Here is an 11,362-nt window from a genome sequence, read left to right as displayed (position 1 = left end):
GATTGAGCGCCAGCGACACCAAGATCGGAATCAGAGGGGTGGCGGCCGTTGCCGCCGCGCAGTCCGTAGGCGGTCCACTGCTCCAGGACCGCCACGGTCTCGGTCACCGCGGCCGCCACCGCGTCCTCCAACTGCAGGGCCAGGTGGTGCGGGGCCAGCCCGTGCAGCACGCTGACGGACCGCGGAAGCCCAAGAGTGACCTGATGGCCGTGGTTGCCGGCGCGGACCAGCCGCCGCCCGGTGCGTGGATCGCGGCCGTCCATCAACGCCCGGGCGATCGGGCGCTGCTCGGCGCTCAGGACGGTGCCGGGCTGTAGACCGAGATCGCGCAGGCCGTTGCCGGCCCAGTTCAGGGTGCGCTGCCCCGGCTGGCGTCCCTGGCGGGTTTCGTGCAGGAGCAGGTGGCTCTGCCGGAGCCGGTGCTCGACGCTCCGCATGGATCCTTCGATGGCGTGCGGGCGAGCCATGGCGAATCCCCCCAAGATCACAGAAGATTGTCGGATATTTTTACTTCATCCGTCAATGTTGTGTCTATGGGCGTATCCGGCAGGGCCGTCTCGCGCTGTCACGGGTGAGGCGGGACGGCTGCTCCGGACACGCGGGGGAGCGCGGAGGTCCGCGGACGCGGGTGGACCGGACGGGGGCGGGGGCCGGACGGGCCCCGCGTCACTCGGGCTGCCTGCCGCCGCCTCCCTCAGGACGGGCCGGTGTGGAAACGGCGGTGCAGGTCGCGCACCTGCTCGGCGAGATCGGGGACCGGTCCCTCGACCACGAGACCGGGGACGATCTCGTTGATGGGCAGGGTCCGCACCGGAGGCGCGGGGACGCCCAGTTCAGTGAGCCAGGCCGCCAGCTGCTCGGAGGAGCTCACGTACACGATGCGGCCCAGGCCGACCCAGCCGTGCGCGGCGGCGCACATCGGGCAGTGCTCGCCCGAGGTGAAGACGGTCGCCGCCGCCCGCTCCCCGGGGGTCATGTTCGCCGCGGCCCAGCGCGCCAGCTCGAACTCCGGATGGCGGGTCCGGTCACCGGAGGCCACGCGGTTGTGGTCCTCGGCCATGACGGTGCCGTCCGCGGCGACGAGCACGGAGCCGAACGGCTCGTCGCCCACCCGCAGGGCCTCGGCCGCCAGCTCCACGCAGCGGCGCAGATGCCGCAGGTCGGCGTCGTTCACCATGATGACCTCCCTGAATGTGATCTTCAGCGCAATGCTAGGCCCTGGACCCGTCCGGTCGCCCGCACCGGGGAGGCGGTGCCGGGCGTGGTCCGGTACCGCGCCCGGCACCGCCGGCGGGGTGCCCGCGCGGTGCCGGGCGTCCGCCGGGCCGCCGGCGGGCGCGGCGCGCCGCAGCCCCATGATCATGATGTTGACCCGCGGGGGAATAGCCGGGCGGCAGGCTTTGTGAAAGCTTTCACAAAAGGTCATCCCTCCGAAGGAGCCGTCAATGAGGCCGTCCGACGACTTCCAGGCCCCAGGTCTCGACCTGTTCCACTTCCCCCCGCTCTGGCCGGGCGCGCCGTACTGGCTGACCAAACCGATCCTGATGGCCGGGGTGGGGACCCTCCTGATCTGCGCCCTGCTGTGGGCGGCCTTCGCCAGGCCCGCGCTGGTACCGCGCGGCCTGCAGAACATCGCGGAGATGGGCTATCTGTTCGTCCGCGAGCACGCGGCCAGGCCCTTCCTCGGCAAGGACGCCGACCGCTGGATGGGCCTGCTGCTCAGCATCTTCCTGCTGACCTGGATCTGGAACCTGATGGGCGTGATCCCGCTCGTCCAGCTCCCCGTCACCTCCTTCCTGGCCTTCCCCGCGGTGATGGCTCTCACGGTCTACGTCATCAAGATCTACGTGGGCGTCCGCAAGTGGGGGGCGGGGGCATACGTCAGCAACCTCATCCCCCGCGGCCTGCCCAAGCTCGCCTACGTCCTGCTGATCCCGCTGGAACTGCTGCAGAACTTCGTGACCTCGCTGTTCACCCACATGCTCCGGCTGGCCGCCAACATGTTCGCCGGACACCTGCTCCTGGCGTTCTTCAGCGCGGTGGGCTTCTGGTTCCTGTTCGAGCGGCCCACCCCGCTGGGTGTCCCGGTGGGCGTGCTCGGCGTGGTCATGGCCATCGTGATGACCGGTTTCGAGATGTTCATCCAGTTTCTCCAGGCATACCTCTTCGTGCTGCTCACCGCCATGTTCATCGGCGACTCGCTCGATCCCGAGCACTGAGGAGGCCCCGGTGCGCGCCCCGGGGCGGGGGGAGGCCGGCGGGCGCCGCCGGCCGCTCACCGCGCCGGCCCCTCCCCGGGCCAGGCTGGGGGCCGTCCGCGCGGTGGCCGGGCTCTGGTAGCGTTTCGGTCCTCAGCAGTGAACGATCGAGGAGGTGAGACCCATTACCGCTGTATCAGTCTGGGTGCTCCCATCTCACAGCCGTGCGGTCCCTCTGCCATAGGTGACCGCGGGAGCGCCCATCGGCATCCCGAAAGGTCTTCCTGTGTCGGTCTCTCCCTCCCCGCTGCCTCGATCCGCCGTCATCACCAGACTCCGCTCCGCCGGCTGTGTCTTCGCCGAGGACGAGGCGGAGTTGCTCATCTCCACGGCCCGGACGCCGGCCGACCTCGCCGACATGGTGGACCGGCGAGTCGCCGGCCTGCCCCTGGAGCACGTCCTCGGCTGGGCGGAGTTCTGCGACCTGCGGATAGCCGTGGACCCCGGGGTCTTCGTCCCCCGCCGCCGCACCGAGTTCCTCATCGACCAGGCCGCCGGCCTCGCCCGCCGGACCGCCGGGTCCCGGGCCGTCGTCGTCGACCTGTGCTGCGGCTCCGGTGCGATGGGCGCCGCGCTGGCCGCGGCCCTGGACGGGGCCGAGCTGCACGCCGTCGACATCGACCCCGCCGCGGTGCGGTGCGCCCGCCGCAATCTCGCCGCCGTCGGCGGCCAGGTGTACGAGGGCGACCTCTACGGGCCGCTGCCCGCCACGCTGCGGGGCCGCGTCGACGTGCTGATCGCCAGCCCGCCCTACGTGCCCACCGAGGCGATCAGGCTGCTGCCCCCGGAGGCCCGCATACACGAGCCGCGGGTGGCGCTCGACGGTGGCGCGGACGGGCTTGACATCGTGCGGCGGGTGGCCGCCGCGGCGCCGCTGTGGCTGGCGCCGGGCGGCCGCCTGCTGGTCGAGACGGGCGAGCACCAGGCGCCGCAGACCGTCGAGGCCATCGCCGGCAACGGGCTGATCCCGCAGGTGGTCGGCTGTGACGAGCTGAACGCCACCGTCGTCATCGGGACCATGGGCCGGTCTTCCGCGGCCTCCTGACCTGTGAGCGCCACTGTCGTCATCGGGACCATGGGCCGGTCTTCCGCGGCCTCCTGACCTGTAGCGGTGTGGTCTCCCGGCGGCGTACGGCGGGCCGTACCCACCGTACGCCGCGGCCTGCCGGACCGGTCCCCTCCGGTGGGGAGGCGGCCGGAATACGCCGGAAAGACACCGCCGAGGCTGTGTGCTGCCCGGGAGTGGCGTCTGAAGTGCTGAAACTTAGATCTCAATAGGTGCATGGCCTCCTCGCCGCGTAAGCCGTTGACCGCAGGTCCCGTCCGGACTGCCCTGCGCCGCTTTTTGCGCGAGCGGGCGGCCGAGACCCGCGCTTTCCCCGATGATCCGGTCCTGTCCCGGCTTGCCGCTGCCCGCTGGCTCGCCGCCGAACGGGACCTTGTCGCCCGTGAGCTCGTGGTGACCGCCCGACGGGGCGAGCGCCGCTACTCCTGGCGGCAGATCGGTGAGGCGATGGGCACCTCCGGCCAGGCCCGGTAAATGGGCGCGATCGCACGGTCTTCCCGTCGAGGAACCCGCTGCCGGCCACGCCGTTGAGGAGGGGCGGGCGCTCGTCGCCGTGCTCCATACCCGTCATCACCTCGGACGGCCTCCTGGTATGGCAGAAAGGGGCCGCGGAGGTGTGATCGGCTGAGGCGTCTTCGGGTGTTCGTCTAACGGTCATCTAATGAACGTCGGCGAAACGCGTCCGAGTGAGCCACCGTGTCTCGTCAAAGCGTTCATCTGGCCGTTCATTTTCCGGCAGCGTTCAGCCACCTTTCGCCACAGGTTTGATGAACGGAGGGCGCTCCTGATGGCGCTCATCGGCTTGGTCCGAGTCAGCACCGACAAGCAGAGCACCCAGCGGCAACGCGACGTCCTCGATCCGATCTGCCTGAAGGTCTTCGAGGAGAAGGTCAGTGGCAAGCTCGCCACCGACGACCGGCCCGCACTGCTGAACGCGCTGTCCCACATCCGCGACGGCGACCTGCTGACCGTCCAGGAGGTCGACCGCCTCGGCCGCAACCTCCTCGAAGGGCTCATTGTCCTCAACGACCTGTTCCAGCGCGGCGTCGGCGTCAAGGTGCTGGAGGGCATCGCGGCCGGCGAGCACACCGAACGCTCCCTGATTCTCGACCTGGCCCTCGCCCTGGCTGAAGACCGCCGCCGCGACATCACTCGCAAGACCAAGAACGGCCTGGAGGCCGCCCGCAAACGCGGCAGGGTTGGCGGCCGCCGACCGGTCGTTGACGACGACAAACGCGCCGCCATCCTCGTCCGCCGTCAGCGTGGTGAATCAATCCGCACCATCGCCGCCGGCGTTGAAGTCTCGATCGGCGTCGTCCATAAGACCATCACGGACGCACGGCTCGACACTCAGCGTGCCATCGCGGCCGACGAGGACACCGTTCGGTGACCAGGCCCGACGCCTCTGGAGGAGCGCCGTGCCGCTGCCGCAGATCCCGCTCGTCGACCCACGCGACCTGGCCGAGCGGGCTGCAGCCGCTACGAGACTCCTCCGAGCATGGAGAAGAAGAGGCTGATTCCTGGATCGCGCAAGCCGTACACATGCCCCTCGAACTCACTCGCTCCGGGGGTGTACCCGGCAGTTCGTGTGAAGATACTGCGCCTGCCCATCCACGAAGTCGTAGATCGCCACAGTCTGGGTGTCCTCCAGAGGATCGCTCGGCGGCATCAGGAAGTGCGTCTCACTGACCGGCAACAGCTCGTAGGTGATGCGCTCCGGCCGCCCGAAGAAAGCCGCCTGCATGGGGTCGAGGAAGGTGGCCAGCCGAAGCCCGGCACTATCGGCACTCACCTCGAACCGAGTCCCCGGCCGCTCATAAACACCCACGTAGCGAGCCGGGTCGAGCCTGAGCCCAGGATCCGGGTCAGGCAGGCCGGGAATCTCGCCAGCACCCAGGTCCCCCAGAAGCTCGTTGAACACCTTGTGGTACATGCTCTCCCGTGGCCCGCCGTTGGTCAGCATCACCAGGGCAAGACCCGAGTCCGGCAGGATACGGAGGCGAGCGTTCTGACCGATGGTGCTGCCGTCATGCGCGTAGACGGTCTCGCCGTACCAGTCGCACACGATGAGGCCGAGTGCCCACTGCGGGCCGAACATGTAGGGATCGGGGACGGGGACACGGGAGGTCATCATTTCGCGGACGGCGGAGGCCGAGACGATGCGCGCGCCGTTCGGCGCCTGTCCGCCGTTGAGAAGGACGTGCGCCAGCGCGAGCACCTCGCGGGCCGTGGAATTGATGTTGCCGCCGGGACCGAAGGAGCGCGGCAGGTAGTCCACGGGCGTGACGATGGGGCCTTCCTCCAGGGAGCGAATCAGGTGTCCTGTCGCGGCCCGCGCCGGGTCCACCTGCTCGCGCCAGCTGGTCGTGCTGGTCAGCCCCATGGGGGAGAAGAGACGCTCGTGCATGATGGCGTCCCAGCGGCTGCCGTCGAGCACCTCCATGATGCGCGCGAGGATCGCGTAGCCGAGGGCCGCGCTGTAGCCGTGGGTGTGGCCGAGCGGGGCGAACTGGGGTGCGTCGGCGATGTTGGCGACCATGTTCTCGTAGACATCCTCGTCCTCGCCGGGGTCGCCGATGTTCTCCTCGATGCCGTTGGTGTGGTTGAGGAGGTGTCGGGGGGTGACACGCGCGGTGACGTCGGGATCGGCGACGTGGAAGTCTGGCAGGTAGGTGCGCACCGGCTCGTCCAGGTCGACCTTGCCTTCGTCGAGGAGTTGCATGAAGGCCAGCGCGGTCCAGGTCTTGGTCAGGGAGCCGCACTGGAAGATCGTGTCGGTGGTGGCGGGCTGCCGGGTGGTGACGTCCTTGATGCCGTACGCGAAGTCGGTGATCTCTCCGTTCCGCAGGATGCCGATCGTGGCGCCCGGGACCTGGTAGTCCGCCAGGATCTCCTCGATCATCGTGCCAGACCCACCGCGTTGGCCGCGTCGGCCTGGAGATACTCCGTTCTGGCGGCGGAGCCTGCGTAATCGTCGAAGAAGGTCCGCACGGCGTCGATGGAGTCGTGGACGATGATGTTGACTGCTCTGGTCCCGTCAGTGCTGGCCACCGCGAGCGTCCACTTCGCTCCCTTGGGCAGGCGGCCGTGCGCCTTCTTCAGCGCATCCCAGAACCGCTTCTCGTCGGTGATCGTGGATATGGCCATGACGTGCATTTCACCCTCCAATGACGTTTCCAACAGAGTGAAAGCTATGTTGCATTTTTGGTCTCGTCAACACAATGACCTGGATCTGTAGCTATTGTTGCAACAGGTATGGCGGGAAATGCAATGCCGTTCGTTGCAATGAGATGCTCGTGAAAGTACTGGAGGCCAACAATGCCCGGGAGCAGGCTGACCCACGATGAGCGTCAGCAGATCGCGCTGTGGCTGGCAGAGGGGGTGGGCTACGCCGAGATGGGTAGACGGCTGGGCAGACCGACGTCCACGATCTCGCGGGAGGTGGCGCGCAACTCACGCTCCGGTGGCTACCTCGCCGATCGTGCCCAGCAAGCCGCCGCGAAGCGCGCGCGCCGCCGTAGGACCACCCAGCCCGAGCCGCCGCCGTCGGCCGACGAGCGGGTGCGTGAGTTCGTAGAGGAGTTCGCGGTCCTGCTGTCAGGGACCGGCCTGCAGCGGATGGCCTCCCGGGTCTTCGCCAGCCTGCTCACCGCGGAAGCCGGCGGCCTCACCGCGGCCGACCTGGTGAAACGGCTGCGGGTAAGCCCAGCTTCGGTGTCCAAGTCCATCGGCTACCTGGAGACGATGGAACTGGTGGGGCGGACCGCCGCCCCCGGCGGGCGGCGGGAGCGCTACACCGTCCACGAGGACGCCTGGCTGCGGGCTTGGCAGGCCGACACCAGGGCGCACGCGAACGTCACGGAGGCCACCCGGCGCGGGATCGAGCTCTTCGGCGCCGACACGCCCGCCGGGGTCCGGCTCACCCAGATGAATCACTTCTTCGCCAGGCTCAGCGAGCAGATGCACGGCAGCAGCCTCACAGACGCCGCCGTGCGTGACGCCCTGACCGTCATCGCCGCACTGGTGTACGGCGCGCGAGCGCTCACCCTGGACGAACTCGCCGCACCCCTGGAGTGGCCACCCGAGCGCGCGGCCGAGGCTCTCGACACGATCGATCGGCATCCGGCCCTGGCCGACCCGCTCATGCTCCAGGCCGGGGGCGGCACCTACACGATGGAGCCCAGCCCCGACCGGCTGACCGCCGCCCAGCGCGAAGCGCTCCAGGCCCGCTTGCTGGAGCAACCTCAGCCCTGAAAATGCTCCCTACCACCATGGCCTCCTCAGCCGCCGGCCTCCCGCTGCTGCTCTACCGATTCCTCACCCCCACCGGCGACATGAGCGCTGGGACCGTCCTGAGCAAACTGGCCGAGATCGCCGGACACGTCGGTGAGCTCGCCGGCCAGAACTGGGTCGGCATGGACGAGGGACGAGACCGCCGGCCGGCGCAAGGCCCTCGCGGATCTGGAGGCCGCTGCCACCTTCCGCCGCACCGTGACCCTTACCGACTGACCGGGTTTGTGGACACCTCGACAACACCAGCCGCATCAGAACGGTCAGTGGCAATAGCCCGTGCCCCAACGGCCCGCTCAGCCACATCCTGCACCGTCGGCGCCGCGACCACCACCGGGGCCACGGCGTCCGGCGCGACGGTGCCGCCATCGCCTGTCGGGGCAGTGGCCGGGGTCATGGCCTCCGGCACCACCGACAGCACGTCACCGAACACCACCAGCAGCCGCTCGGACTCGGCCCGGTGCGCCTCCCGCAACGCCTCCAGATGCTCGCGGCCCTTCTTGTGGATGGCCGCGATCCGTTTGCAGAACATCGTCACCACGTCGTCGCGGACCCCGGTCGCGGCCGTGTGCACGAAGCCGGCCAGCAACGTCAACTGCTTGTCGGTGTCCACCTTGCGCATGTCGGCGACGTCGATGACGTGCGCCTCCCCTGCGAAGTGCCCGACCTTCCCCGGCGGCACACCCTCCAGCCAGGCCCGGGTCGGCCCGATCGCCTCGATGTCGGCCAGCAGCGCCGGCCGCTGTTTGAACTTGCTCAGCGACGCGGCCTTGGCCACGCCCTTCAGCCGATCGAACTCGCTGCACCGAGTCACCGGGTCCACCACCAGCAACCGAGCCAGCCGCGCCCGCGCGGCCGCGTTCAGCCGTCCCGCCACGGTCTGGAAGAACCCGGTGTTCACCTCGGTGCGGATCGACGCGGCCATCGCGTCCAGTGTGGTGTAACCCGTCAGCTCACACCGCTGCCGGATCAGCTCCTCCAGCGCCACGTTGATCAGGTCGGCCGGGTCGTCCTTGGACTGCACCGCCTCGCGGATCGCTTCCTCGGCGATCCGCCGGATCCGGGGCGCGTCGTACACCACGCCCAACCGCTCGCGGACGAACACGCGATGTCGACTGGCCGACATCGGCGCCGCCCCACGACGACGATCACCCTAACGACCGGCCTTCAGGCCCCGCGGTGTCTTTCCGGCGTATTCCGGCCGTCCCCCCGGTGCGGCGGCGCCGGGCCGGGGGGCGCCGAAGGCTCTGTCGCCCCGGGGCCGGCGGGTGCGCGCCCGGGCGGGGCGGTGCCGCGTGTTTTTCACGGATGACGGTCGCATTGTCCGCCGCCGCGACTTGCCGCCCGAATTTTGTCGGATAGCTGCCGTAGCGTGATGTCTCGTGAGTGATCTGTCGGCAAGTCAGATATTGAGCTCTCGAGAGGAAACGCGTCTCCGGTTCAAAGAGGCGCGCCGTGAATTGGATTGGGCCAAAGGCCGTTACGGCCGGGCCCAGGACGCGGTCGAGGCCGGTAAGGGATCGGCGTTCGAGCTCAACCAGGCGCGCCAGTCGTGGAGCTGGGCGCAAATGGAATGGGTCCGTGCGCTGATCGCCCGTGAATCGTCCCAAGACGGATTATGGTGGCCGGACATGCCCGGAGTCGAGGATTCAATGCCGGGCGCCGGGTGGCCCGCGGGCATTCCCGTCGCGCTTTCCGAGGCCCGTCACCAGGTCGAACAGGCCACCGACGGATACGAACGGATCCGCCGGGGCAACGGATCACGCGCCGATCTCATCCGGGCGCGCCGGGTCTGGGCCATGGCATTGACGGCGTGGGCCCAGGCGTTGATCGCCCGGGAAGAAGCGCGCGACCGTCTACGGCTCGTGGTGTGTGATGACTGGGAAATGGGCGGTTCGCAGATCGCCCTCGACGACGTATCCGGGAGCGACGGTATTCCGTGGCCGGATGCGCCGTCCCCGACAGCGGCGGATGCGCCGCCCCGGATACATGAGCTCGTCCCTCATGCCCGGGAAAGCTCCCGGGCCGATAACTCCGCGCTCCGCGATCATCTGCCCCGGGGCAAACCCATGCCCCCCGGACGGGTGAGCCGCTCGCCGTTCGTGATGAGCGTTTCCGAGCGCCGTTTCCGGCTGATCGTGGCCGGCCGGGTGACGGTGCTGCCCGAGATCGCCTCACCCCCGGTGCGCCGGCTCCGTGCCGGCGACTACCTGCGGATCTCCTGCGGCACGGTGGTGGAGCACTGCGAGCAGGTCCGGCGGGTGGAGCTGTACACCGACTTCGACAGCCTGCTGGCGTCCGAGGGGCCGATCCGGCTCGATCCGGACCAGTCCCACCACCAGCAGCTGGCCATGCTGCGCGGCCGCTACGGCTCGGGCAAGGAGGCCCGGGGAGTGCTCGCCATCGACATCGGTCCGTAAGCGAGATCGGTCCGTGAGGGGCGTCGGTCCGTGAGCGACATCGGTCCGTGAACGCGGGGAGGCGGACGTTCCCTCCGAGCCTCCGGGCTTCGGGCTCCGCGGGCCCCGTCCGGAATGTCCCGCGGCCGCCGGAGGGAGGTTCCCAGCCGCCGGAGGGAGGCCCCCGGCGGCCGGTGGCCTGTGGCTAGCGGCTCCCCACCCGGGAGGCGAGCCACGGGCGCAGTATCGGCAGGACGCGCGCGGCCTGCATGGCCTGCATGTGGTCGAGCCCGTCCAGGATGCGCACGTCCCAGCCGAGGGCTTCGAGCTCCCCGCGCCGCTCCATGATCCTGCCGCCCAGGCTCACGTGCACGCCGCCCCAGCGCTCGCTGTAATCGATTTCGTCCGCCGAACCCGCGAAGCAGAGGCGGGGACAGCCGATCCGCGCCTGGGCGGCCCGGTCGTCGAACTCCTGCAACGCCTGATACAACGTGACGAACTGCATGGTCTGCGCGGTCGTCATGGTCACCTCCACCGACGACCAGTCGGGCCCGTCCGACGTCTGCGCAGCCTCACCGGTCACCGCCTGCGGGGCCTCGTCGTCCGATGTCCGCGAGGTCTCGCCGGCCGCCGTCCACGGGGCCTCAGGGGTGTCCTGCGGCGAGACGGCCATCTCATGGGTCGCCATGGTCACACGCAGCATCTCCTCGTACGGCCCGTCGAGCGGCGGGAAGCCGCCCATGACGAGCGCCGAGAGACGGTCGGTCCGGATCGCGAGCTGGAGCCCGCTCAGCGCGAGCCAGGAGTAGCCGTAATAGGCGAATCGGTCGGCTCCCACGGCGTCGGCCACGGCGAGCAGGTCGGCGGCGACGTTGGCGGGTGTCAGCGTGTCCGGTCGGGGGTTGCCCAGGACGTGCCCCTCGTAGTCGAAGGCGGCCACCTGGAAGGCGTCGCTGAGGCCCTCGATGAGGGAGCGGCCCAGGGCCGGGTCGGTGCCCCACTTGCGCATCTCGTCGGCCTGCGCTCCCTCGATCGGTCTGGGGTTGACCGGGAGCAGCAGGGTGGGGCCGGTGCCGTGGACCTCCACGTCGACAGTGGTTCCGTCATGCAGTTCTGCCTTGGTCATCGAGTCGTCTCCAGCTCCGGGGCGGATAATTCCGTATGGCGTAAGGTATTGCTGTGGACACAATAACTTATGCTGTAAGGAGTTGTCCCCGCGGCGCTCGCCGCCGGCCCGTGCCGGTGCTCGTCGGGCGTCGGTCACGCCCAGTTTCAGACCGAGCCAGGGAAGAAGGTGCGGGACGGTCAAGGATGAAACCGATCCACAGACGCCGAGCAGCAGCCTCAAC

The 11,362-nt window shown here is 69.4% G+C and carries 12 protein-coding genes; 6 read left to right on the top strand and 6 right to left on the bottom strand.

The features are described 5' to 3' along the window. Nucleotides 1-467, bottom strand: a 467-nt coding sequence (locus ACWDS7_RS41625) for a relaxase domain-containing protein (RefSeq protein WP_451933773.1), incomplete at its 3' end; no start/stop codon positions are given. A gap of 227 nt (nt 468-694) precedes the next feature. Further along, nucleotides 695-1,177 carry a nucleoside deaminase gene (locus ACWDS7_RS41620; protein ID WP_306874059.1) on the bottom strand — a complete coding sequence of 161 codons (483 nt, stop codon included), beginning with the start codon at nt 1,175-1,177 and terminating at the stop codon, nt 695-697. Between the two features lie 268 nt (nt 1,178-1,445). On the opposite strand from ACWDS7_RS41620, the gene atpB reads away from it, so the two are divergent. The 4 genes from atpB to ACWDS7_RS41600 all read left to right on the top strand — a co-directional run bounded on the left by atpB (nt 1,446) and on the right by ACWDS7_RS41600 (nt 4,714). Further along, the gene (gene atpB, locus ACWDS7_RS41615; RefSeq protein ID WP_451933772.1) at nt 1,446-2,219 is read left to right on the top strand and encodes a F0F1 ATP synthase subunit A; all 774 of its coding nucleotides are present in this window, start codon (nt 1,446-1,448) and stop codon (nt 2,217-2,219) included. A 265-nt stretch (nt 2,220-2,484) separates the two neighbouring features. Then, entirely contained in the window at nt 2,485-3,303 is an 819-nt protein-coding gene (locus tag ACWDS7_RS41610; protein ID WP_451933771.1) for a putative protein N(5)-glutamine methyltransferase, read from the top strand. Nucleotides 3,304-3,564: 261 nt separating this feature from the next. Beyond that, nucleotides 3,565-3,798 carry a hypothetical protein gene (locus ACWDS7_RS41605; protein ID WP_451933770.1) on the top strand — a complete coding sequence of 78 codons (234 nt, stop codon included), beginning with the start codon at nt 3,565-3,567 and terminating at the stop codon, nt 3,796-3,798. A 187-nt stretch (nt 3,799-3,985) separates the two neighbouring features. Next, nucleotides 3,986-4,714, top strand: coding sequence for a recombinase family protein (locus ACWDS7_RS41600; protein ID WP_451933769.1), 729 nt, complete (start codon nt 3,986-3,988; stop codon nt 4,712-4,714). A 165-nt stretch (nt 4,715-4,879) separates the two neighbouring features. Here ACWDS7_RS41600 and ACWDS7_RS41595 read toward each other — a convergent pair whose 3' ends face one another. Further along, nucleotides 4,880-6,226, bottom strand: coding sequence for a serine hydrolase domain-containing protein (locus ACWDS7_RS41595; RefSeq protein WP_451933768.1), 1,347 nt, complete (start codon nt 6,224-6,226; stop codon nt 4,880-4,882). Then, complete coding sequence (locus ACWDS7_RS41590) at nt 6,223-6,471, bottom strand: hypothetical protein (RefSeq protein ID WP_306874046.1); 249 nt, start codon at nt 6,469-6,471, stop codon at nt 6,223-6,225. Before ACWDS7_RS41590 ends, ACWDS7_RS41595 begins: the two co-directional genes overlap by 4 nt. 171 nt (nt 6,472-6,642) lie before the next feature. Here ACWDS7_RS41590 and ACWDS7_RS41585 point away from each other — a divergent pair, with 171 nt between their 5' ends. Then, complete coding sequence (locus ACWDS7_RS41585; protein WP_451933767.1) at nt 6,643-7,578, top strand: helix-turn-helix domain-containing protein; 936 nt, start codon at nt 6,643-6,645, stop codon at nt 7,576-7,578. Between the two features lie 244 nt (nt 7,579-7,822). Here ACWDS7_RS41585 and ACWDS7_RS41580 read toward each other — a convergent pair whose 3' ends face one another. Then, on the bottom strand, nt 7,823-8,740 hold the full coding sequence (locus ACWDS7_RS41580; protein WP_451933766.1) for a DUF4158 domain-containing protein: 918 nt from the start codon (nt 8,738-8,740) through the stop codon (nt 7,823-7,825). 256 nt (nt 8,741-8,996) lie between these two features. On the opposite strand from ACWDS7_RS41580, the gene ACWDS7_RS41575 reads away from it, so the two are divergent. Next, nucleotides 8,997-10,034, top strand: coding sequence for a hypothetical protein (locus tag ACWDS7_RS41575; RefSeq protein WP_451933765.1), 1,038 nt, complete (start codon nt 8,997-8,999; stop codon nt 10,032-10,034). A gap of 184 nt (nt 10,035-10,218) precedes the next feature. On the opposite strand, the gene ACWDS7_RS41570 is transcribed toward ACWDS7_RS41575, so the two are convergent. Further along, on the bottom strand, nt 10,219-11,139 hold the full coding sequence (locus ACWDS7_RS41570; protein ID WP_451933764.1) for an alpha/beta fold hydrolase: 921 nt from the start codon (nt 11,137-11,139) through the stop codon (nt 10,219-10,221). Nucleotides 11,140-11,362 lie beyond the last annotated feature (223 nt).

The sequence above is a fragment of the Streptosporangium sp. NPDC003464 genome (assembly GCF_053588315.1).
The sequence above is the reverse complement of the archived record's forward strand: the minus strand, read 5'-3'. Positions and strand labels throughout refer to the sequence as shown.